21 protein-coding genes are annotated in these 23,104 nt (G+C 65.2%); 8 read left to right on the top strand and 13 right to left on the bottom strand.

Going from position 1 to position 23,104, the window contains the following annotated elements; translation table 11 throughout:
- Positions 1–81: 81 nt before the first annotated feature.
- The 5 genes from GAK28_RS06030 to GAK28_RS06015 all read right to left on the bottom strand — a co-directional run bounded on the left by GAK28_RS06030 (position 82) and on the right by GAK28_RS06015 (position 7,611).
- On the bottom strand, positions 82–1,281 hold the full coding sequence (locus GAK28_RS06030) for an efflux RND transporter periplasmic adaptor subunit (RefSeq protein WP_291776179.1): 1,200 nt from the start codon (positions 1,279–1,281) through the stop codon (positions 82–84).
- On the bottom strand, positions 1,274–4,291 hold the full coding sequence (locus GAK28_RS06025; RefSeq protein WP_343161843.1) for an efflux RND transporter permease subunit: 3,018 nt from the start codon (positions 4,289–4,291) through the stop codon (positions 1,274–1,276). The genes GAK28_RS06030 and GAK28_RS06025 overlap by 8 nt, the downstream gene beginning before the upstream one ends.
- 9 nt (positions 4,292–4,300) lie before the next feature.
- Positions 4,301–4,453 (bottom strand): hypothetical protein, encoded by a 153-nt coding sequence (locus GAK28_RS24880; RefSeq protein ID WP_343161842.1) that lies wholly within the window; start codon positions 4,451–4,453, stop codon positions 4,301–4,303.
- Between the two features lie 43 nt (positions 4,454–4,496).
- On the bottom strand, positions 4,497–6,782 hold the full coding sequence (locus tag GAK28_RS06020) for a TonB-dependent receptor (RefSeq protein ID WP_291776177.1): 2,286 nt from the start codon (positions 6,780–6,782) through the stop codon (positions 4,497–4,499).
- 109 nt (positions 6,783–6,891) lie between these two features.
- On the bottom strand, positions 6,892–7,611 hold the full coding sequence (locus GAK28_RS06015) for a GntR family transcriptional regulator (RefSeq protein ID WP_291776175.1): 720 nt from the start codon (positions 7,609–7,611) through the stop codon (positions 6,892–6,894).
- Positions 7,612–7,762: 151 nt separating this feature from the next.
- Between GAK28_RS06015 and dkgB the strand changes: the two genes are divergently transcribed.
- From dkgB to GAK28_RS06000, 3 genes are all read left to right on the top strand, one after another.
- Positions 7,763–8,566, top strand: coding sequence for a 2,5-didehydrogluconate reductase DkgB (dkgB, locus tag GAK28_RS06010; protein ID WP_291776173.1), 804 nt, complete (start codon positions 7,763–7,765; stop codon positions 8,564–8,566).
- 156 nt (positions 8,567–8,722) lie between these two features.
- Positions 8,723–10,276 (top strand): glycoside hydrolase family 30 beta sandwich domain-containing protein, encoded by a 1,554-nt coding sequence (locus GAK28_RS06005; RefSeq protein WP_291776172.1) that lies wholly within the window; start codon positions 8,723–8,725, stop codon positions 10,274–10,276.
- A gap of 57 nt (positions 10,277–10,333) precedes the next feature.
- A complete protein-coding gene (locus tag GAK28_RS06000; protein WP_291776171.1) occupies positions 10,334–10,720 on the top strand; it encodes a VOC family protein in 387 nt (128 codons plus the stop codon).
- Between the two features lie 3 nt (positions 10,721–10,723).
- On the opposite strand, the gene GAK28_RS05995 is transcribed toward GAK28_RS06000, so the two are convergent.
- Entirely contained in the window at positions 10,724–11,554 is an 831-nt protein-coding gene (locus GAK28_RS05995) for a DUF2884 family protein (RefSeq protein WP_291776170.1), read from the bottom strand.
- 118 nt (positions 11,555–11,672) lie between these two features.
- Entirely contained in the window at positions 11,673–12,308 is a 636-nt protein-coding gene (locus tag GAK28_RS05990; RefSeq protein ID WP_291776169.1) for a response regulator, read from the bottom strand.
- A gap of 111 nt (positions 12,309–12,419) precedes the next feature.
- Between GAK28_RS05990 and GAK28_RS05985 the strand changes: the two genes are divergently transcribed.
- Both GAK28_RS05985 and GAK28_RS05980 read left to right on the top strand, forming a co-directional pair.
- Positions 12,420–15,944 (top strand): transporter substrate-binding domain-containing protein, encoded by a 3,525-nt coding sequence (locus GAK28_RS05985; RefSeq protein WP_291776168.1) that lies wholly within the window; start codon positions 12,420–12,422, stop codon positions 15,942–15,944.
- 107 nt (positions 15,945–16,051) lie between these two features.
- Complete coding sequence (locus tag GAK28_RS05980; RefSeq protein ID WP_291776166.1) at positions 16,052–16,273, top strand: hypothetical protein; 222 nt, start codon at positions 16,052–16,054, stop codon at positions 16,271–16,273.
- A 3-nt stretch (positions 16,274–16,276) separates the two neighbouring features.
- On the opposite strand, the gene GAK28_RS05975 is transcribed toward GAK28_RS05980, so the two are convergent.
- The 5 genes from GAK28_RS05975 to GAK28_RS05955 all read right to left on the bottom strand — a co-directional run bounded on the left by GAK28_RS05975 (position 16,277) and on the right by GAK28_RS05955 (position 19,244).
- On the bottom strand, positions 16,277–16,711 hold the full coding sequence (locus GAK28_RS05975; RefSeq protein ID WP_291776164.1) for a PA2169 family four-helix-bundle protein: 435 nt from the start codon (positions 16,709–16,711) through the stop codon (positions 16,277–16,279).
- Between the two features lie 67 nt (positions 16,712–16,778).
- A complete protein-coding gene (locus GAK28_RS05970; protein WP_291776162.1) occupies positions 16,779–17,534 on the bottom strand; it encodes a DUF2884 family protein in 756 nt (251 codons plus the stop codon).
- Positions 17,535–17,595: 61 nt separating this feature from the next.
- The gene (locus GAK28_RS05965) at positions 17,596–18,138 is read right to left on the bottom strand and encodes a hypothetical protein (RefSeq protein WP_291776161.1); all 543 of its coding nucleotides are present in this window, start codon (positions 18,136–18,138) and stop codon (positions 17,596–17,598) included.
- A 2-nt stretch (positions 18,139–18,140) separates the two neighbouring features.
- Positions 18,141–18,665 (bottom strand): peroxiredoxin, encoded by a 525-nt coding sequence (locus tag GAK28_RS05960; RefSeq protein WP_291776160.1) that lies wholly within the window; start codon positions 18,663–18,665, stop codon positions 18,141–18,143.
- A gap of 126 nt (positions 18,666–18,791) precedes the next feature.
- Positions 18,792–19,244 carry a hypothetical protein gene (locus GAK28_RS05955; protein WP_291776159.1) on the bottom strand — a complete coding sequence of 151 codons (453 nt, stop codon included), beginning with the start codon at positions 19,242–19,244 and terminating at the stop codon, positions 18,792–18,794.
- A 207-nt stretch (positions 19,245–19,451) separates the two neighbouring features.
- Here GAK28_RS05955 and GAK28_RS05950 point away from each other — a divergent pair, with 207 nt between their 5' ends.
- Both GAK28_RS05950 and GAK28_RS05945 read left to right on the top strand, forming a co-directional pair.
- Positions 19,452–19,865: a universal stress protein gene (locus GAK28_RS05950; RefSeq protein ID WP_291776158.1), complete on the top strand. Its 414-nt coding sequence runs from the start codon at positions 19,452–19,454 to the stop codon at positions 19,863–19,865.
- 107 nt (positions 19,866–19,972) lie between these two features.
- On the top strand, positions 19,973–20,794 hold the full coding sequence (locus GAK28_RS05945) for a ferritin-like domain-containing protein (RefSeq protein ID WP_291776157.1): 822 nt from the start codon (positions 19,973–19,975) through the stop codon (positions 20,792–20,794).
- Between the two features lie 236 nt (positions 20,795–21,030).
- Here the strand turns inward: GAK28_RS05945 and GAK28_RS05940 are convergent, their stop codons facing one another.
- Entirely contained in the window at positions 21,031–21,741 is a 711-nt protein-coding gene (locus tag GAK28_RS05940; protein WP_291776156.1) for a hypothetical protein, read from the bottom strand.
- Positions 21,742–21,841: 100 nt separating this feature from the next.
- Here GAK28_RS05940 and GAK28_RS05935 point away from each other — a divergent pair, with 100 nt between their 5' ends.
- Positions 21,842–23,077, top strand: a complete 1,236-nt coding sequence (locus GAK28_RS05935) for an MFS transporter (protein WP_291776155.1) — start codon at positions 21,842–21,844, stop codon at positions 23,075–23,077.
- The last annotated feature ends 27 nt before the right edge of the window (positions 23,078–23,104 follow it).

Below are 23,104 nucleotides of genomic sequence, written 5' to 3'. Positions count from 1 at the left end.
TCTGTTACGGCGGAACGACATCGTCGATGCCGGGACACACGCGACAGGTAGCCGGATCCCTCTGAGAGGGATGACCGGACACTACGAACGGGACGGCCTTTGACCGGATGAGCGAATCGTGTCGACGATCCGCACCGCATCGCCGTCGTCGAGTACATCCGGCGGTGCGTCGATCACCTCGTCGGTACCACTCAGCCCATGGGTCACTTCCACGATGGCGCCCAGATCTCGCCCTATCATGACCGTCCGCCACCGCACATGGCGATCGCTGTCCACGACGGCCACGCGGGTGCCGTCCTGTCCCAGGACCAGCGCCGTCGAAGGAATGCGCACCGTTCCCGGTGCCGCTGCGACATCGAACGTCACCTGCGCATAGCCGCCGGGCCGCATCCGGTGCTCCGGGTTGTCCGTTTGCAACTCGATCAGGGTCGTGCCCGCACCCGGGTCCACCGCCCCTGCGCGCCTTGCTACGGTGGCATCGAAGACGCGACCGGGAAACTCCGGAAGCGTCAGGTGGGCATGCGTCGTGGCTCCCATGCGATCCACCATGGTTTGCGGTACCCGTACGTGGATGCGCACGCGATGGTCGTCGGCCACGGTGAATATGGGGGTGGTCGCCGTCGTGCCGGCCACCACCAAGGCACCGGTCTGGGCCGCGCGAGTGGTGATCGCGCCATCGAAGGGCGCACGCAACAAGGCGAATCCTTTCGTCGCCTCAAGCCGCCGCACCGCGGCCGACTTCGCGTCCGCCGCCGCGCGCTTGGCAACGGCATCGCTCACCTTCTCGTCCACTTCCTGGCGCGACACGGCATCCTTGCGCAGGATGGCGGTCCATCGATCGGCCGTGGTGCGCGCCAGGTTGGCGTCCGCATTTGCCGTGACCGCCTCAGCGCGCGATTGGGCGATCTGCTGGTCGAGTTCCGGGGTGTCGATTTCCGCCAGTACCTGCCCGGCGCGGACGTGATCCCCGATGTCGACGAGCCAGCGCCGGATATAGCCGTCGACGCGCGGATAGATCGGCGCAGTGTCCCAGGCCTCGATACGGCCTGGCAGCGTCAGGGGCGCATCGCCCGCATCGACGGGGCGGACAACGTCGACATTCGCGACGACCTCCGCCTTGCGTGCGGTGACAAGACGCTCGACCGCATGGCGTCGGGCAAGGATTCCCCAACCCGCGGCAACGACCATGATCGTCGCCGCGCCCCAGAGCCAAAGGCTCGACGTGCGGCGTAGCGTTGCCTTCTCTGGCGACGAGCGATGGACAGGAAGATGGTCAGACATGGGATGCGTCCTGGATCGAGGCGGCATCCGCTCGGGAACGCCGATGGACGACGGCAAACACCGCCGGAACGAGAAGCAAGGTGGCGGCCGTGGCTGCAAGGAGGCCGCCGATGACGGCCCGGCCGAGCGGCGCGTTCTGCTCGGCCCCTTCGCCCAGCCCCAGGGCCATCGGCAACATGCCGAGCATCATGGCCAGGGCTGTCATCAACACCGGACGGAAGCGCACCGTGCCCGCCTCCAACGCGGCACGCACCGCATCACCATGCAACGCAAGCTGTTCGCGGGCGAAGCTGATGACCAGCACGGAATTGGCGGTCGCGAGCCCCATGCACATGAGGACGCCGGTCAAGGCGGGGACGGACCAGGGTGTTCCTGTCAGGAACAGCGTCCACACGACACCCGCCACGGCTGCGGGCAAACCGGCGATGATGACCAATGGATCCATGAGACTCTGGAAATTGACCATCACCAGCAGGTAGATGAGGACGATGGCTCCGACCACGCCCCATCCCAATCCATGGAATGCCGTGTTCATGACCGTCGCCTGCCCGGTCAGCGACACCGTGCTGCCCTTGGGTGCCTGCTTGCCTGTGTCGTCGATCACGACTTGTACATCGCGCGCGACGGCACCCAGGTCACGTCCCTGCACCGCTCCGTAGATATTGATGGCCGGCTGGATGTCGTAGTGGCTCACCACGGAACGGCTGTTACCGCGATACACCCGGCCCAGGCCGCCCAGTATCGCCGTGTCGCCGGTCGCGGAAGCCACCGGTACCTGGGCAAGCGCATCGAGCAATGGGAACGCATAGTCCGTCGCCTGCGCGACCACCGGATACGACACACCGTTGTCCGGGTTAAGCAGGTAGACCGGCGCCGTCTGGATCGTGCCTGCCAGCAGGCTCGCCACGCTTCCTGTCACATCCTGCTCTGTCATGCCGTACTGCGCCACGCGCGACCGATCGACGTCGACGTTGAGCTGTGGATAACCAGCAGGCTCCTGGATGCGCAGGTCGACGAGCCCAGGCACCGCGCGCAACGCATGCATCATCTTGCGGGCAAACGCTTCGTTGGCCGGCAGCTTCTTGCCACGCACCAGCACATGGATCGGCGCAGGTGCGCCAGCGTTGAGTATCTGGCTGGTGATATCCGCAGGAAGGAACGCGAACTGCACACCCGCGAACTCACGCGGCAAGGCCTCACGCAGCAGCGCCGTCAGCTCGGCGGTCGCGCGATGCCCGTCGCCCAGGGTGATCAGGATATCGCCGTCCTGCGGCCCCACCGTTCCCGAGTTGTCGTACGTAGCGTTGATCGAGCTCACCGGCAGTCCGATGTTGTCGGTGATGGAGGTAATCGGGTCCGTCAGCAGCGTTGAGATGCGCTGTTCGATGGCCGCGAAGGTTCGCGCCGTTTCCTCGATGCGCGTACCCGCCGGTGTGCGGACATGGATTTTCAGCTGCCCGGAATCCACGTCAGGGAAGAATACTTCGCCGGCGAACGGGGTGAGCGCTAGCGACGCGATGACCAGCGCCATGAAGATTCCCATGAAACGCCATGGTCGTTCGAGCACCCGTGCGAGCACGTCACCGTACGATGCACGCAGTCTTTCGAAGCGATACTCGAAGGCATGCTGAAACCGCGTGAGTGCATGGTCGCCCCCACCGGCCAGATGCACGTCGCCCGTGCCAGATGCCGGCGGCTTGAGCAGGAAGCGGGCAAGCATGGGGACGACGGTACGCGACAGGACGAAGGACGACGCCACGGCGAAGACGATGGCCAGCGCCATCGGCACGAACAGGAAACCTGCCACGCCCGGCAGGAAGAACATCGGAACGAATACGATGCAGATGCAGAGCATCGACACGAAGGCCGGCTGGACGATCTGCGCGGCACCATCCAGGATCGCGTCGATCGTCGGCTTGCCCTGCTCCAGGTGCCAGTTGATGTTCTCGATCGTGACGGTGCCTTCGTCCACCAGGATACCCACGGCCAGGGCGAGGCCGCCCAAGGTCATGACGTTGAGCGTCTGTCCGGTGAGGTAAAGGAGCGCGACCGCCGACATCACCGCCAGGGGGATCGACAGGCAGATGATGAGGGTAGATCGCCAGGAGCCCAGGAAGAGCAGGATCATCAGGCTGGTCAACGCCGCGGCAAGCACACCTTCCCGGACGACGCCGTCGACCGCCGCGCGGACGAACAGGGACTGGTCGCCAACTGGCGTGAGCTTCAGCGCAGCAGGCAATCCAGCGAGCACGCGCGGCAACGCGTCCTTGACGCCCTGGATGATCGAAAGCGTCGAGTTGGCACCGTTCTTAAGTACGGTGATCGACACGGACCGCTTGCCATCGACATGCACCACGTTGGTCTGTGGTGCCGAACCATCGCGGACATGGGCGACATCGCGCATGTAGATGGTCGAACCGTCGACGACCTTCACCGGAAGCGCATTGAGGTCGACGACGGTCGACGGCGCGCTGTTGAGCCGCACCGCGTACTGGAAGGCCCCGATCTTGACGAAGCCCGAAGGGTTGTTCTGGTTCTGCACGGCGATGGCGGCGGCCACGTCCGTCGCCGAAAGACCATGGGCAGCGAGGGCCGTCGGATCGAGATCGACCTGATACTGGCGTTGCCGTCCGCCCGAAGGAAACGGTACCGAGGCACCGGGGACGGTCACCAGCTGCGGCTGTACCTGCACCTGCGCAAGGTCGAACAGCTGCTGCTCGGACATACCCTCGCCCGAAACCGCCAGTTGGATGATCGGTACCGTCGAGACATCGTGGTTGAGGATGAGCGGCGCCGCCGTTCCCGGTGGCATCTGCTTGATGACCGTCTGCGCCACCGAGGTCAGCTGCGCCATGGCGGTACGTACATCGGCTCCGGGTTGCAGGTGTATCCGGACGATGCCGAGGCCTTGCATCGACTCGCTTTCGACGTGCTCGATATTGTTGACCGACTTCGTCAGCAAGCACTCGTACGGCGTGATGATCCGCCCAGCCATCTCGTCGGCCGGCAAGCCCGCGTACTACCATGCCGCTGCGACCACCGGCACGCCGATGTGCGGGAAGATATCCACCGGTAGCCGGACCAGCGCCAGGGAGCCGCCCAGCATGATCACCGCCATCATCGCGACGATGGTGAGCGGCCGACGCAGGGCGATGCCGACGATGCCGTTCATCGTGCGGCTCCCCGGCTCGCCATGCCGTTGACGCGGCAGCACGTCATTCGGGTCTCCACTTTACGGAGAACAGCGTCGTCCGCCCGGGATACGGGTGGTAAGCGTAGCGAATGCTGTCGAACAGGTTGTCGATGCCCAGCGACAACTGCACCGATGGCGTCAGTCGATAGGCCACCTGCGTTTCGACGAAGGTATAGGCGTCGACGTACCCCACGCCACCGCGCCGTCCATCCGTGTTGCCGATATCGTTGTATTGCAGGCCTTCATGGCGTACGCCGAGACTCGCATCCAGACGCGCCGTAGGATGGATCGTGGCTAGCACGCTCCATCGCCAATGGGGAACGCGCGGCATCTCGTTGCCCACGGTGGCCGGAAGGATATCGTTCTGGCGAATGATGCCCTTCTGCCTGGCGACGCTGGCGTCGACATCGAGCAGGCCATCGAACAGGTCGCGCGCCGTCCCGAGCAGGTCGACACCACGCGTTCGGACCAGGCCGATGTTCTGGTAATAGGATGACTCGGCGAACGCCGTCGCCTGGCTGAAAAGCGTGTTGCGTACGCGCTCCTGGAAGACATCCGCGGTAAGGCGAAGCGTACCGCCGGCTACGCCGAACACTTTGCTGGCCCCGAGGTTGAACGTGGTCGCATGCTCCGGACGCAGGTTGGGATCGCTTTGCACGAGCACGCCGCCCGTCAGGGAGGACTGGAACAGCTCGGTCACGGTCGGGAAGCGCCATGCCTGGGCACCGCGAAGCTCGATCGACCAGTCGTCGCCGGGCTCGAAGCGCACGCCCAGGTTGGGCGACCAGCCGTTGGTGTGGCGTCGGGGATAGTCGATCGACGCCACGGCCGTCTGCCGCGCACCTTCGAAGGCGCGCCACCGGTCGTGGCGAAGACCGGCCATGACGGTCCACTGGGACCCGAGGGACCAGCGGTCGTCGACGTACATGCCGAGTTGATCGGTCTTGCCCGCCGAGCGTTCGGCCAGCGCCCCTCTCGCACCGCCCCGCCAGTCGGGCGAGCCATACGTGCTCGTGCGCATCCAGTAACGTGCGTAGTCGACACCGAAGCCCAGCTCCTTTCCGAGCCATGGCAGGCCATCGGGAGTCAGGGCGAAGCGCGCGGCCGCGTTGAACCATCCCTGGCGATCCGTCGGCGTGACTTGTGCACCGTTGCCGCCCGGGTAGGCCTGGCGCGTTTCGCCATGGATCACCCGGTACCCCGACGCGCTGAACTGGCCCTGGAGATCGTCGGCAAGCTGCGAGGACAACATGGCACCGGCGATGGCGTCCCGCAGGCGCACGTCCTGCTGGCGGAAACCCAGGGTGTTCGACAGGTTGTACGCGCTACCGTCGATGTTGACGGGGCCGGTGAGCAACGGGACGCCACCGCGTGTGCGCAGGTAGCTTTCCGGTGCCAGGCTTTGGAAGTGAAGATCGCGGTAGGCCGCTTGCAGCGTCAACGAGGTGGAATCGGAAAGATCCACGCGCGCCTTGCCTTTGATCAGGTTCGAAAGCGCGCTCGATGGCCCCGACGTGCCGACCAGATAACGACGCTTCCCGCTCGCATCGACGCCATCCAACGCGCCGGAAACGGGCGTACCCGCCATGGAGCGAACGGCGGTCGCAGGAAGGAAGGCGATATAGGCCGGCTGGCCGTCGGAGTCGAGGTGATCGACACCCAGCGACCACGCGACACGACCGATGCGGTCGCCGATCCATGCCTGCGCATGACGGGTATTGAGGCTGTCGTGCGTTTGCAGCGTGTCGAAGTGCTGGTTGCCATAGCTGACATCGACGCCACCTTCGAGCTTGTCGGGCATGCGCGTGCGGATGAAGATGCCGGCGCCAAGTGTGTTGCCCGAAAATCGCGCCGAATACGGACCGTACATGACATCGACGCGGTCGATCTCATCGGGAAACACCAGGCCCCACAGCGGCGCATAGCCATAACCGCTGCCAAGCAGGTTGGAGATGGGCATGCCGTCGACGGTGACGAGGATGCGCGCGGACTGGAAACCGCTCGTGCCACGCACGGCCACGGTACCGCCGATGTCGCCGATGTAGCGCTGCCTAAGCTGGATATTGGGCAGGTAGCGCATCGCATGCTCGGTCGTCACTGTCATCGAATGGTCGAGCACCTTGCGACCGACGGAGGCCCCCACAGGCTGCGGTTCGTCGAGGGGCTTCTCCCTCGCGGCTTTCACCACGACGGCATCGAGGGTTTGTTGGGCGAGGGCCGGTCCGGCCGACAAGGTGAGGGCAAACGCGAGACCGACAGGCAGCCGGGTACGCAGGCGCATGCACGGATGCGCGCTGAAGAGTTCCATGGGACTTCCGGGGAGGAGAGACCCAAATATGTTATAACGTTACAGTGCATGGTGTATACACTTTTACCGAACACAATCCGGCGGCAGGTTTTTTGGCCCTGCTTAGCGGTCAATCGGAGGTTTTGCGCTCGAAGCTGAGGTCGTTGACCAGCGACTGGCCGACCTGGCTGACGTGCTCGGTGGCCAGTCGCCCGGCCAGCGCCTCATCGCCGCTGAGGATGGCCTCCAGGACCCTGGCGTGCTCGCGCCATGACACGTCGGCGCGCACCTTGGCCTTGGTCGACACCAGCCAGAAGGTACGGTCACGCAGGCTGCCGAGGAATTCCGTCAGGTAGCGATTGCGTCCCAGCGGCCACAGTTCACGGTGGTACCTCGCGTTGGCGCGCTCCAGAGCCGCCATGTCGTCGCTGGCGAGCGCGGCGTTGCCTTCGGCCAGGAGGCCTTCGATCAGCGAGCGGGTTTCCGGCGTGCAATGCCGTGCCGCGTTACGCGCGTTGAGGCCTTCGAGGTCGGCGCGCAGCTCGATCATCTCGAGGAATTCGTCGGGCATGACTTCGGGGATGCGCGCGCCCCTGCCGCGGGAAATCTCGACGAGCCCTTCGTTGGAGAGCACCTGGAGGGCTTCGCGGATCGGATTGCGGGATACGCCGAAAATCTCGGCCAGCTGCGGTTCCGGCAGGCGATCGCCGGGCTTGAAGCGCCCGGCAAGAATGGCTTTTCGCAGTTCGTCGGCAACCACGTGGTTCAGCGACTGCCGGCTGCGCCCCACCCTTCCCCATTCATCGGTGGCAACGGGTTCGTCGGGGGCTTTGGGCGGACGGGAAGGCACGCGGTGTTCCTCTGCACAAGGCCAGCAGGATACACCAGCGCGTCCTGGAATCTTTGCCGTCACCGCAAATGTATTTGCAGGATTCCCGGCTTATTCCGCAAGGATCGAGCAGGCAGACTGCCGTCCTCCGTCACCTCCCAGGACAGCTCCCATGACACTACCCTCCTTCGGCGTCGGCACGTTCCGACTGACCGGCCAGACCGTGATCGATTCCGTGCACAACGCGCTCGAGCTCGGCTATCGCGCCGTCGACACTGCGCAGATCTATGGCAACGAGGCCGAGGTCGGCCAGGCGATCGCCGAAAGCGGCGTCGCGCGTGACGAACTGTTCGTCACCACGAAGATCTGGACCGAGAACTACGCCCAGGCACGCCTGGTTCCCAGCCTGCGCGAGAGCCTGGACAAGCTGCGCCTGTCCCACGTGGATCTCACGCTGATCCACTGGCCGGCGCCGGGCAACGGCGTCGCGTTGAACGAATACATGACCGCGCTGGCCGACGCGAAGGCGCTCGGCCTGACCCGGCAGATCGGCATCTCCAACTTCAATATCGAGCTGACCCGCCAGGCCATCGCGGCGGTGGGCAAGGACGCGATCGCCACCAACCAGATCGAGCTGAGCCCGTACCTTCAGAATCCCCAACTCACCGCGTTCCTCAAGGAACAAGGCATCCCCGTCACCTCGTACATGACCCTGGCCTACGGCAAGGTGCTCAAAGACCCGATGCTGGCGCGGATCGCCGCCAAGCACGACGCCACCGTCGCGCAGGTCGCCCTGGCCTGGGCGTTGCAGCTCGGCTACGCCGTCATTCCGTCCTCGACCAAGCGCGAGAACCTCGCCAGCAACCTGCTCGCTCGCGACCTGCGCCTGGACGCCGACGACATGGCGGCGATCGCCACCCTTGAGCGCAACGGCCGGGAAGTCGACCCGCCGGGCCTCGCCCCGGCATGGGACTGACCGAAGACCGGCACAGCCGCATCTTTCAAATCAATCAGTTAACGAAAACCCTCGCCGGCCGGCGCGTTTCAAAATACATTTTGAATCGTTCCGGTACGGCAGGGAGCTTCGTGATCCATCTGAACAGCAACATGGACGGCAGGTTCCGCCCACGCCATGGATGAGTCCACACCGGGTTCCCGCCGGGTCACGGGTATCTTCGTTGCGCTGATCGCCCTGATCACGGCCGCGGCCCTCACCCTGCCCTACGAGCGAGGTCGCGAACCTGCGGTGGCGAAAGCCCCGGCGACCCCGGCGACGCTTTCGACCATTCCCACCGTCGAGCTGTGGCTCAGCACGGCGGACCGGCGCCTGAAACTGATGCGCCAGCCCGATATCGAAATGACGGCGCGGGGCACCGGCGACGCCGACGTGGTTGTCGATGTCCATAAGACCTACCAGAGCATGGTCGGCTTCGGCGCGGCAATGACCGACTCCTCCGCGTGGTTGCTCCAGCACCGGATGGATGCACAGCAGCGCAGCGCGCTGCTCCACGAAATCTACGGACCGCCCCCCGGGCTCAATTTCGGCATGATGCGCCTGACGATGGGCGCGTCGGATTTCTCGCTGAACCTCTATACCTTCGACGATATTCCCTTCGGCGCCGACGACCCGGACCTGAAGCACTTCAATGTCGCGCCCACGTTGGACGACGTGGTGCCCAGCGTGAAGGAAGCCCTGGCGATCAATCCCGACCTGCGCATCGTGGCCTCGCCATGGAGCGCGCCGGCATGGATGAAGACCAATCAGAACCTGCTGGGCGGCGAACTCCAGGAGCAGTACGAGAGCACGTACGCGAATTACCTGGTCAGGTACCTCGACGCCTATCGCGGCTACGGCATTCCCATCTTCGCGCTCACCCTGCAGAACGAACCCGCGTTCCAGCCGCTGACCTATCCCGGCATGCTGGTCCCGGCCGCCACGCGGGCGCGCATCATCGGCCAGTATCTCGGGCCGAAGCTGGCCAAACGCACGCCGCGTACGCAGATCCTCGACTGGGACCACAACTGGAACCAGCCCGAACAACCACTGGAAGTACTCTCCGATCCGGTCGCGGCACGCTATGTCGACGGCGTAGCCTGGCATTGTTACCAGGGCAGTCCGCATGCCCAGAACCGCGTGCGTCGCGCGCATCCGGACAAGGATGTCTACATCACCGAATGTTCCGGCGGCGACTGGGCGTCCGCCGCGAATGGCGAACTGCTGTGGTTTTCGCGCGACCTGCTGATCGCCGGCATCCGCCAGTGGGCGCGCGGCGTGATCTACTGGAATCTCGCGCTGGACGAAAACCATGGCCCGCACTTCGGCGGCTGCGACGCCTGCAAGGGCGTGGTCCTGGTCGACTCACGTACCGGTGCGGTAAGCCGCAACGACGAATACTACGCACTCGCGCATTTCAGCCGCTTCGTGATTCCCGACGCCTTGCGTGTCGGGTCCACCGATACCGACAAGGGCATTGCCAACGTGGCCTTCCAGAACGTGTCGGACGGCTCGGTCGTGCTCGTGCTGGTGAACAGCGACACGGTGGATCGCCGTCTTGCCGTGGCGGAAGGCGCGTACCGGTTCGACTACGCCATGCCGCCGAAAAGCGTGGCGACCTTCGTGTGGAATCCCGATCCGACCGGCGCCTGGTTGCGGCGCTTCCTCTGGTGGGTGAAGCGGGCTCGCTAGCCTGCCCCGCATGATCTAATGGCCGGTCACGTCCCATGCCTTTCCAAGGAACGCCCCATGCAGAGCCTCGGCGCCATTGCCTTCCTCGTCCACGACTATGACGAGGCGATCGCTTTCTTCACCCAGGCCCTGGGTTTCACGCTGGTGGAAGATACCCCGCGTGGCGAGGGCAAGCGCTGGGTGACCGTGGCGCCCCGCGATTCGCAGGGGACGCGCCTGCTGCTTGCCCGCGCGGACGGCGACGCGCAGCGAGCCCATGTGGGCCACCAGGGCGGTGGCCGCGTGTTCCTGTTCCTGCAGACGAACGACTTCGCTGGTGACCACGCCCGCATGCTGGCGCATGGGGTGCATTTCCGCGAGGAACCCCGCCACGAGCCGTATGGCACCGTGGCTGTGTTCGAGGACCTCTACGGCAACGCCTGGGATCTCATCCAGCCCAAGTAATGCTCAGGATTGGGCGACCTTCTTCGAGGCGTCCTCGTCGGCGTCCTTGTCGCTGTTCTTGGGCTTGATGGTCATGAGTTGCAGCGGAGAACCGTCGGGCAGACGAATGTGCCAGCCCTGCTGGATGTCGGAGAGTTCGTTGACCTGCGGGCAGATCGCATTGGCTCGCTGGTCCAGCGCCTTGGAGCGCTTGTCCATCTCGGTGTCCAGGGCCTTGCTCAGGGACGTAGCCCTGGCTTGCAGAGCCGCGACCTTGGCGGTATCGCCCGACAACGCGGCGGTCACCGCGCTGGAAGTGACGGAGCCGACCAGCTCGCCCACGGAGTCGGAGACCGAGCCCGCCGCCGTCTCGATCATGCGGTCGGACGACCAGTGCCCCGCGCCGACGCCCTCGTCCACCGAGCGCAGGGCCTCGGCTTGCTTGCGGCGGATCTTCTCGAGCATGCGCGACCGCTGATCCGGCTCGGCGAAGGTCATGGTCACCGTGGTCATGGCCGAATAGCCGACCTCGATGGCGTCGCGGGCGACCGACGCCACCAGCGGCATCAGGCGGCGTACGCCGGCCTCATAGCGCCGCAGGGCATCCGCGTCGGTCGTCGATACGGCGACGGCGCGCCCATCGACCTGGAGGGCACCATCGTGCAGGAAGACCCGCGACGGCGTGCCGTCCGTCCGGTGAAACGACAACCCGGCCTGGGTCACGTCCACGTCGTAGGGGGTCGAGTAGTCGTGCTTGCAGCTGTCGGTGCTGAAACTGAAGCCTTTCGCAGGCAAGGCCAGCGGCGTCGCGGCCAGGGCCACGACTAGCGCGGCGGCAATGAATGGATGGCGCATGGTCCCCTCCCCAGGGTGTCGCAGGTATACGGCTTGGATGCGGCCGGCAGGAAGAAGGTTTACGCCGTCCCGGACCGGACCGCATGGGCGGTTGGTCACCCACGACTTACGGCAGGGGTCAGGCGATGCCGCGATCCCGGGCGTATTCCGAGAGCTGGCCGTCATGGACCAGGCCCAGCTTGCGCATGGCGTCCCGTTTCTGCCGACTGACGGTCTTGACGCTGCGGTTGAGGCGCTCGGCGATGGCCGTGATGGACTGCCCCCCGACATAGAGCCGCACCACCTCCAACTCGCGTAGCGACAGTCGGGCATGGGCAGCATCGGCAGGAAGGCCGTCCGCATCGAGCTGCGCGCGAATGGAATCGCTGTAGAACGGACGCCCGAAGTACGCATGCCGCGCCGCGACGGCAACTTCCCGCAGCGGTGCACGCTTGTCGCAGATGCCCATCGCGCCGCGAATGCGCATGGCCTGCAACACGGCAGCGTTGTTCATCATGGTCAGCATCACGATGGGCAGACGCGGATGACGACGTCGGATATGGTCGATGAGCAACAGCCCATCGCCATGACGACCGCCCGGCATGGAGAAATCGCTTATGACCACGTCGCACGGCTGCATGGACAACAAGGCGAGCAACTGATCGCCGTCATGCGCTTCGCCGACCACCTCGATGTCACCTCCGGCCTCCAGCGCAGCGCGCGCGCCCATGAGTACGACCGGATGATCGTCGGCGATGATCGTGCGTAACACCATGTGCCTTACTCGTTGCCAGTTAATGTGTAGCCGCTCCTCGGTATGTGTGCTACTGGTCTCCGGTGCCGCGGAGGTTACCGTAATTGCCCCATTCGTGGTCGAAGGAACGCCATGAAATTGCTTAAATTGCTAGTCCTGTTTTTTTCCATTCCTGCGCTCTCCGGCGCTTCCCTTCCAACGTCCACCGATGCGTTGCCACCTGCGTCCGCTGCGTGGCTGAAGGCGCATCCCGTTGTTGTCGCGGCTACGTACGCGGAAGGATATCCGCCCTTCGAGATCGTCCGCGACGGACGCGTCGAAGGACTCGCCGCCGACTACCTGCGCAAGCTCACGGAACAACTTGGCGTCGCCGTACGCTTCCAGGTGTTTCCGGACTGGCCGTCAGCGATGGCCGCCGCCCGGAACGGTGAAGTGGATGTTCTCATGGATGTCGCGCCCACACCGGACAGGAACGGCAAGCTGTTGATCGGCGCGCCCTACTATCAGGCCTCGCCCGTGCTCGCCATACGCCGGGAAGAAAGCGGTATCGCGCACTTCGGCGACCTGCACGACCGACGTGTCGCCACGCAGACGGGACACGCGGAAGACGACATGCTGCAACGCTACGTGCCAGACGCGGTCATCACCCACGAGGCGACGCTGGCGTCCGCGATGAAGGAGCTGGCCGACGGCGGAGTCGACGCCGTACTGGGCGATCCCCGCGCACTCGATGCGACGATGGGCGCCGCAGGCCTGCGCGAACGGTTGCGTCTGGGGCCTACCGCACCGCTGCCGATCACCACGTTATCGTTTGCTGTCGCGACCGAGCGCGGACGCGCGCCACTGCTTACCGCGCTGGACCATGCGCTCAATCGCCTGGATCCCATGGACCACGCCCGCCTTCGCCGGGCATGGACAAACGATGGTCCTGGGCATTTCTCCGAAGACCTCGACATTCCCCTTAGCGCCGACGAACGCGCGTGGCTCGCAACCTTGCCCCCATTGCGCATCGGCATCGATCCCACCGCGGCGCCGCTCACCTTGATCGATCGGGAAGGGCGCGCCGAGGGCATGGCGATCGACTACCTGCGCGACGTCGTGCACGCCCTCGGCTTACGCACGGAAACCGTGCCCACGGCGAACTGGGACGAGACGCTGAGACGGGCGATATCCGGCGAAATCGACCTGCTGCCTGCGGCGTCCCCGCGCAACAGCGCCCTGGGACGACAGTTCGACTTCACCTCGCCGTACACGACTTTCCCCGTGATGATCGTGACCCGCGAAGATGCCACGACGGTGGCCTCGACCGACGACTTGGCCGGCCGGAAGGTCGCGGCGAACCTGGCTCGCCCGGCCGTCGCCCAAGCGGCGGCCACGATCGCCGCCGGCGAGACGATTTCCGTCGGCTCCACCCAGGAAGGACTGCAGGCCGTGCTGTCGGGAAGGGCCGATGCCTTTATCGGCGATATCGCGAGCACGGAGTACCTGCTACGGCGGGATTACGCCGCCCGCCTGAAGATGACGGCGCAGACCGGCGTGCACGACGACCTGTCGATGGCCGTGCAGCGGCGCTACGCCCCCCTGCTTCCCCTGATCGACAGAGTGCTCGCGCGCATGCCCGACCGCAGGGCGGAAGCCATCCGGAACACATGGCTCCGGTCGGAATACACCTGGGGCGGATCGTGGCGCGAAATCGGCCGCAAGATGGGGCCTATCGGACTCTTCGCGCTGCTACTGTTCCTCGCCATGGCCCACGCGCACCTGAGCCTTCGCCGCGAAACACGCCGCAGACGGCGCACCGAGGAACAGCTTGCCGACGTGACGCGCAACATCCCGGCCGTGGTGTACCGCTACCTCTACCACGAGGACGGCCGTATCGAATTCACCTATCTGGGCGGCAACCCGGAGCCTATTTTTGGCGTCGGTGCAGAGATATTTCTCAATGATGAGCGCAGCGCGTTCGCGCGCATCGATCGACGTGACCAGGGCCCCCTAGAGGCGCTGATCGCTCGCGCCGCGGTGACGTTGACACCCGTGCATACCGAGATCCGCATACGCGACAGCGATCCATTGAGATGGATCGCATCGCATGCCATTCCACGCCGGATCGGCCATCGGGTGGAGTTCACCAGCTACTGGATCGATGTCTCCGAACAACATCGGCAATCCACCCAGCTCGCCGCCGCCAAAGAGGCGGCCGAACAGGCCACCCAGGCCAAGAGCCAGTTCCTCGCGGCCATGAGCCACGAGATCCGCACGCCGATGCATGGCGTGATCGGCATGCTGGAAATGCTTCGCGATACACCGTTGTCCGACGAGCAGCGCCGCCTGCTGGGCACGGCGGAGGATTCCGCCGAGGCCCTGCTGCAGATCCTCGACGACGTGCTCGACTTCTCCCGCATCGAGGCCGGCCGCCTGGTCATCGAGCCCACGCCCGTGGATCTACGCACCCTGACCTCCGGCATCGTCGATCTTTTCGCCTGGCAGGCCGAACGCAAATCGCTCCGTCTCGCGTGCCATGTCGATGAGCGTGTCGCGGCCGTACACGTGGTCGATGGGGTCAGGCTTCGCCAAGTACTCCTCAACCTCGTCAGCAATGCGATCAAGTTCACGCCAGACGGCGGCGTGGACATCGATATCGTGGTGCTCGATGAAAAAGCGGGACACCAGCGCCTGCAGGTGATCGTCGCCGATACGGGCATCGGGATCGCGGCCAGTGACATCGCCCGACTGTTCGCGCCGTTCATCCAGGCCGAATCGTCCATCACGCGCCGTTTCGGCGGCAGCGGGCTGGGTCTGGCGATCAGCCGCCGGCTGGTGGAATTGCTGGGTGGCGCGATCGACCTGGAAAGTCGTTCCGGCGAGGGAACCCGTGTCATCGTGACACTGGAACTTCCCCTCAGCGACGACGCACCGAACACCTTGGCGATCGCCCCCGCGCCCGCGACGACCCGCATCCTCGATGTGCTCGTCGCAGAAGACCATCCGACCAACCGGGAACTGGTGCGTACGCAACTGCAGCGCCTCGGGCACCGACACCGTGTCGTCGCCAACGGCGAGGAAGCTCTTGCGCTGGTGGGTAGCGAATCGTTCGACGTGCTATTGACCGACCTGCATATGCCCGGCATCGATGGCTACGTGCTTACCCACGCGCTTCGCGAAACGGGGAACCCCTTGTATATCGTGGCGATGACCGCGAACGCGATGGAAGACGAGCACGAGCGCTGCCTCGCCGCCGGCATGGACGATTTCCTTGCCAAGCCGGTACGCGTCGACACGCTTCGACGCGCACTGGACCGATGTCCAACGAAGGACGATCCGGTGCCCTGGGACAATGCATCGCTCATGGAGACCTTCGGCAGCCTCGACGTGCTCACGTCGCTGGTGGACCGTTTCGTCTGCGCCACGCACGACGACCTGGCCAAGGCCGAGCACCTGACCGATGCCATGGCGATGGCCGCGACGATCCATCGGATCGTGGGCGGCATGCGTATTTTCGGCACGTCACCCGAAGCATCGCTTGGTGAAGAACTCGAACGCAAATTACGCGGTGATGACCACGCTGCGGCGATGGCCCGCGTACCGACCTACCTGGCGTCGGTCGCTCACTGGACCGAGCGTCTTCATCGCGCAAGGGAACGCCTTGCGGTGATGTAGGCATCGTCACGAAATCGTCGCGAATTTTCGGACTAGTCCGATATCCCTCAACCGCCGCACCCGGGATGATGGCGGCAAGCCACCATGGCTATCGAGGAGCGCGGCCCATGCCCCAGCACACCATCGAATACCACATCGCCGACATGGAAGGTTCCTGGGGAATCTTCCGCGAAGGCGTACAGATCGCCTCGCGGAGAGATCCCGCCGACGCCATCGCATTCGCCAATTATTTCGCGGACCGGGAGACCCTGATCGCCGCACATCCCGTGCGTGTCTCCGCCGACGTCTACCTGCATCGCGAGCTTCGCCGGATGCGCAAGGCCGCGTGAGAATCAGCGACCGGTGGCGCCGCCGAGGTGGATCATGTCCAGATGCAACAGGCGCAACCGGGCGATATGCCGGCCCACCGTCGCACGATCCTTCGAGGAGGCCTCCAACTTGAGGAAGGCGTCCAGCAAACGACGCTCCATCTGCTCCAGCGTGCGGATGTAGGTGACATCGGGATCGTGTGACAACCGGACGGAGGCGTCCATCATGGTGCGGCGCATGCCGCTGAAGGCGCTGCCCGCCGTGGCGGCGCGGCCACCCGTGGCGTTCACCTCGCGCTGAAGGTCCGCCGCGATGGTGGTCAGCGACGCGGCCGACTCCTCGAGGATGGCCTTGAGGCCCGGCTCACGCACGCCATGAGAGGCATGCTGATACAGGTCGCGATCCGCGATGACCCGGCGGATCAACCCATTCACGACACGTACGGCGCTGCGTTCCATGGTCGACACGTTAGCGCCGCGGGACTTAGCCGGTCCTAAACGCGGCCGGCCGTCGCTCAGCCAGCGCTCATTCCATGTCGTTCTCAAGGAGGACGAGGGCACGTCCATCCGCATCGCGGAGCCCCGACTGAAGATCCTGCAACTGACGCACCGCCGGGCACAGGGCCTTCACGCGTGGCTCCAAGGCCGGGCGCAGCCGCGCCAGCACCCGCGCCTGCCCGTCGGTGGCCAGATTGGCGACCCGGTCGCGCAGCGCCGCCGCGCCTTGCAGGTCGCCATTCATCGCCAGCTGCATCGCCTGGCTGCCCACGTCCTGGGTCAGGACCGGCGCGATGTCCGACACGATCTCCTGCGCGTAGGTACGCATGGCGTCTTCCTGCCAATCGCGAGTGCTCTGGCTGGCGGCGATCCGTCGCTTGATATCCGCGACGCGCGCGTTCAACACCCGATCCAGCTCACCGCTGGCGATCGCATCGGGCGCCGCGCTGGCGGCCTCGTCGCGAACGGCTCGGGCAGCAAGGTCCACGCCGTCGCTGGCAATCGCCTTGGCCTTCGGCACCAGCTCGCGGAGACGGCTTTCGAACAGCGCCACCCGGTCCTGCTCATCCGGCCGCAGGCTGACCGTCCGACCGTCCGTGCTCAGGCTGCCGTCGTGCATGCGCACGGTGCGTGGCGCCACCTGGGGACGCTCGAACACCAGCGCATCCGGACGGATCGTCAGATCGTAGGTGCTGGCCACGCGGCAGGCGTGGTCCAGCTCCTGGGCCGAAACGCCACCTGCGAAGCAGGCGGCGAGCACGAAGAGGGCGACACGAGGAGTCATGGGCGGTCCGTACCGAAAGCGCCATCGATAGCCCGCGCGACGGGAATCGAGGCTGAACCGCTTACAGCGCGAACTGGCCGAACTGTTCGCGGACGCGCAGCGTACCGAGGCGCCAGGCCAGCCAGCCCAGCACCGGCACGGACACCAGTTTCAGCGACAGGCCGAGCAGCAGGATCGTGCGGTGCTTCTGGCCCATGGCCAGCAACTCGGCAGGCAAGCCGGGCTGGGTCAGCACCGCACCGAGCTGCCGCCACTGGTCGAACGCCACCCAGGCCGTATACGCGGCCCAGAGCAGGAGCACCACGGCGACGATGCGCAGGCCGGTACGACCCCACTCGCGCCAGCGCAGGGTACCCAGCGCCAGGGCCATCACGATGAACGCCCCCACCACGTAGCCCAGCGACCAGGCGAGGCCAATCCGGGGATCGGGCCCACCGTTGGCGAGGGCCTCGGGAGTGAGGGCGACCACCGCCTTGCCGAAGATGACGGCCGCGTACCCGTTGAGCACGAAACCCACCGCCGACAACAGCATCACCAGCCAGACCACGATGCGCCAGGGCGCGAACGCTGGCACCACGCCCGGGGCCGTGATCTTCTTCAGCACGCTCAGGCGCCCTTCTTCAGCGACGCGATATCGGCCAGGACCTGGCCGGAGTTCTTCTCCGGATCGACGTCCTTGTAGACCTTGACGATCTTGCCGGACGGATCGACCAGGAAGGTCTCGCGACGGGCGTACTTCTGGCCGGTCGGGGTGGTGGTCAGCACGTCGTACTTCACCGCCACGGCGCTATCGGCGTCGGACAGCAGCGGGAACGGCACGTGGTACTTCTCGGCGAACTCCTTGTGCGACTTCACGTCGTCCAGGCTTACGCCCAACACCACGGCGCCGGCCTTATGGAGCTTGGCCGTGTCGTCGCGGTAGGTGCAGACCTCGGTGGTGCAGCCGGCGGTGAAATCCTTCGGATAGAAGTACAGCACCAGCCACTGGCCCTTGTGGGTCTCGAGGGTGTGCCAGTCGCCCTTCTGGTCCTGGAGGTGGAAATCCGGGGCCTGGTCGCCCACGTTGGGACCGGCGGCCCAGGCGGAGGCCGTGGCGAAGCACAGGGCGATAAGGGTCAGGAGACGACGCATGGGGACGACCTCGAGGAAGGGGAATTGTCCGAGTGTACTCGCCATGTCGGCGGCGAATCCCTTACAAACGAAAAGGGCGCCCCAAGGGGCGCCCTTTTTGTCGACGCGACGCGCCGAATCAAGTGCTTACTTGACCTTGACGATCTCGAAGTTGCTGACGTCGACGCCGAGGTTGAAGCCGCGACCGGTGCCGGTGATGGCCAGGGACACTTCGCCCTTGGTCATGGCCAGGCTCTCGCCGCTCTTCACGACACCGGCATTGGCGCCGGCGGTGGCGTAGTTGCCGTAGATCTCGTTGATGCTCTTGAGCTTGGTGAACTCGCCCTTGCCGTCCTCGATGCTGTACTTGCCGGCCGTGAGGCCGCCACCGCGGATATGGATGCGGACGTTGGCGCTCGTGCCGTCATCGCAACGCACGTGGCCCGTGCCGTCGACATGCTTGTAGATCACCGCCCAACCGGAGGTGTTGAAGGTCATGTGGCACTTGGTCTCGGCTTCGGCCGCGCGGGCCGGCTGAGCCGCGAAGGCGCCCGCCGCTGCCAGGGCCAGGACGGCCATACCCGTGATGCGCTTGATCATGTTCGTTATCTCCATAGCAGGAAGTGGCAGGAACCTGCGGACGGAATTGTCCGGCCGCAGGATTCTCCACTCACGAATGTGAAGAAATCCGGAGCGCCGGGAAATTCGTTCAGGAAAGGCGCGGCATCGTTGAAGCGTCGTGAATCGACTCCCCGCCGACGGTCCACAGGCCTACCATGGGGCATCTCAACCACAGGGAGAATCCCCATGCCCAAGCACATCCTGGTTGGCTACGACGGCTCCGAGACCGCCCGCCGGGCCTACCTCTTCGCCCTGGAGCTGGCCGATTGCTCCCATGCCGAGGTATCGGTGGTGTCCATCTGGCAGACCGAGAACGGCACCGACATGGCCGCCGCCATGATCACCGACTCCCTGTCGGATCGGGAGAACGGGCTGAAGGAAGAGGTGCGCCAGCTCGCCCCGAAGGCCCGGGCGAAGGTGTCGGTCAAGCTGGTCCCGGGCAGCCCGGGGGACGCCCTGTTGAAGTACGTGACCCAGCACGGGGCCGACCATATCGTGATCGGGCATACCGAGCGGGGCGCCCTCGCCCGCTGGCTGCTCGGCTCCACCTCGACGGATGTCCTGGCCAAGGCCCACGTGCCGGTCACCGTGGTCCGCTGACGCCCCCCCCTGCCGGGCGATCCGTAGCCATTTCCGCCCGGCATTTGTCACAATTCGGTCAGACGCCCAAGGGGGCGGGATCACATTCGTGCCGAGGAACACCCGCAGTGAGTTATGCCGCCAGCCTGCCATGGACGCTTGAGAAGCTCGATCTGACGCGTATCGACGTCTCCAAGGTCAGGGACAACGAAGACCTGTTCTTCCTTTTATGCAGTTCGTCGTTCGTCGAAAGCGGCTCTGATCTGTACACGCACAACCTGGTCGATCACTTCGCTGGCGATGACGAGCTGCAGAGTTGGCTGCGCGACCATTGGGAGCATGAAGAACTCCAGCACGGTCGCGCGCTCGCCGCCTATGTGCGTCATGTATGGCCCGAGTTCGACTGGGAGTCCGGTTTCAAGAACTTCTTCGCGCATTACGGTTCGGTCTGCACCGCCGAAGAGCTGGAGCCCAACCGTGGTCTCGAACTTGCGGCTCGCTGCGTCGTGGAGACCGGCACGGCCAGCCTGTATCGCGCGTTGAACGACGTCACCGACGAACCGGTACTGCGCGAGCTGACCAACCTCATCAAGAGCGATGAGGTTCGTCATTACAAGCACTTCTACCAGGCCTTCCGCATCTATCGCGAGCGCGACCGCATCAGCCGGTTCAGCACGCTGCGCGTGCTAGTGAAGCGCTTGAGCGAGATCAAGAACGAGGACAGCGACATCGCGCTGCGCCACGTGTTCAACACGCGCTACCCGGACAAGGCTCACGACGACGCCGAGTTCCGCCGCGTCACCACGCACGCCGAAGGCATGCTGAAGAAGCACATTCCGGCCGAGATGACGGTGAAGATGCTCCTTCGCCCGCTCGACCTGCCGCCGAAGCTCAACACCTTCCTCGAAAAGCCGCTGACGCGAATCACGGAACGCCTGTTCCTGCACTGATCGCCCCCGCTCGTCGTTCCTGTGAAAACAGGAACCCAGCGCCCCGGTTCACCAGCATGGCGAGGGCGCCGCATCGGCTTTTGCGTAGGAGGCCGCGACGCGATAACCGATTGCACCGCGCTGGGTTCCAGCGTGCGCTGGAACGACGGATCGCGAGCTCGTCGTTCCTGTGAAAACAGGAACCCAGCGTCTCGGTTCACCAGCATGGCGAGGGCGCCGCATCGGCTCTCAACACATCACTTTTTCTTCTTCGCCAACGGCTGCCACTTCGAATCGTCGAAGCCGCCCGTTTCGAAGGTGAGCGTGGTCTCGCCACGGCTGATCGTCACCACGTCGATGGTGAGGCGCTTGGTCTTCGCCAGGTCCTTCAGGAACTGGGCGTCGTTACGGAACAACAGCGCCGGTTCGCCGGTCGGCGGCCGGAAGGCCTTGATGATCTTCGCCTTGCCGTCGAACGTGGCCTTGAGCGAGCAATCGCCCTTGCAGACGAAGCCCTTGCCCGCCACCGCGTAGAGAAACACGCTCTGGCCCCAGTCGGTATGCCGGCGCAGGATGAGGCGGACAGCCTCCTCGCCGGAAGGACGCGACGACTGGATGGTGGCCGTGCTCTGTGTGCCACCCTGCATCGGCGACACCTGGTAGAGCCACATCGCGGCGAGACGGTTCTTCTCGGTGGTTTCCTTGTAGTTCTTCTCTACGTCGTCGAGGGTCTTCTTCACCTCGACGGCGGCCGGCGTATCGGGGTAGCGATCCACAATCTCGTGACCCAGCTGCACCGCCGGGCCGTCGTTATGCAGCTTCAGCAGCTGCTGATAGGTCTCCAGCTTCTTCGCCGCCTCGTCGGCCTGGGTGTTCGCGGCGGGCGCCTGCTGGGCCGCCTGTTGATCCTGGGAGGACGAACAGGCCGCGAGGACGAGGACGGCGAAAAGCGGGGCGATACGGCGCATGAGGTAGGGATCCCTGGAAAAACGTGTCCCTAAGCTTGGCCCCGGGACGGCGCGGCTGGCAAGGCGGGCGTAGAATCGTCGCATTCCCCAAGGATCGCCCATGCCTCCCACCGACCCCGGAGCGGCATCCCTGCTCCGCCACCGTGTCTTCGTGCAGTACTGGTTCGCCAGGAACTTCTCCAGCTTCGGCTTCCAGATGATGTCCGTCGCCGTGGGCTGGCAGATCTACGCCATCACCGGTCGCGCGCTCGACCTCGGCCTTATCGGCCTCGTGCAGTTCGTTCCTTCCGTCCTCCTGGCCCTTCCCGCCGGCCACCTCGCCGACCAGTTCGACCGACGCCGCATCGTCACGCTGTGCCAGACGGTGGAGTGGATCGCCATCGCCGCGCTGGCCGGTTTCAGTCTCAGCGGACATCTGGACGAAGCGGTCATCCTCTCGCTCATCTTCGTGGTGGGCGTCGCCAAGGCCATCGAATCCCCCGCGATGCAGTCGATGCTTCCCGGACTGGTACCCGCCGCGGTACTGCCACGGGCGATGGCGTCGACCGGCGCGGCAGGACAGGCCGCGATGATTGTCGGCCCGGCGCTCGGCGGCCTGCTCTACGTGGCCGGACCGGCGGTCGTCTATGCGGTCTCCGCCATGCTCTTCCTCGGCGCGCTGGTCCTGATGTCCCGCATCACCTACGACCACACGCCGCCACGCCGCGAACCGGCCACGCTCAAGACCCTGTTCGCCGGGGTGCACTTCATCCGTCATCGGCCAGCCGTGCTCGGCGTGATCTCGTTGGACCTGTTCGCCGTGCTGTTCGGCGGTGCCACCGCGCTGCTGCCGATCTTCGCCAAGGACGTCTTGCATGCCGGCCCCTGGGGCCTGGGCCTGCTGCGTTCGGCGCCGGCCGTGGGCGCGCTGCTGATGTCGGTATGGCTTTCGCGACACACGATGCAGCGTCGGGTCGGTTCGATCATGTTCGCCTCGGTGGCCGGTTTCGGTATCGCCACGCTGGTGTTCGCGTTGTCCACGTCCCTGCCCGTGTCGATCGCGGCCCTGTTCGCCCTGGGCGCCTGCGACATGGTCAGCGTGGTGATCCGTGGTTCGCTCGTGCAATTGGAGACACCCGACGAGATGCGCGGACGAGTCAGCGCGGTGAATTCCATCTTCATCAACACCTCGAACCAGCTCGGTGAGTTCGAGTCGGGCATCCTGGCCGCGGCGGTGGGGGCCGTGAATGCCACCGTCATTGGTGGCATCGGCACTCTGGTGGTGGTGGGATTGTGGATGTGGTGGTTCCCCTCGCTGCGCCGTCGCCAGCGCCTGGTATCCGACCCGGAGACCTAGCAGGAAATAGCAAGTAGCGAGTGAAAT

Origin of the sequence: Luteibacter sp., assembly GCF_009912395.1 — a bacterium.
Taxonomy (GTDB): Bacteria; Pseudomonadota; Gammaproteobacteria; order Xanthomonadales; family Rhodanobacteraceae; genus Luteibacter.
The sequence above is the reverse complement of the archived record's forward strand: the minus strand, read 5'-3'. Positions and strand labels throughout refer to the sequence as shown.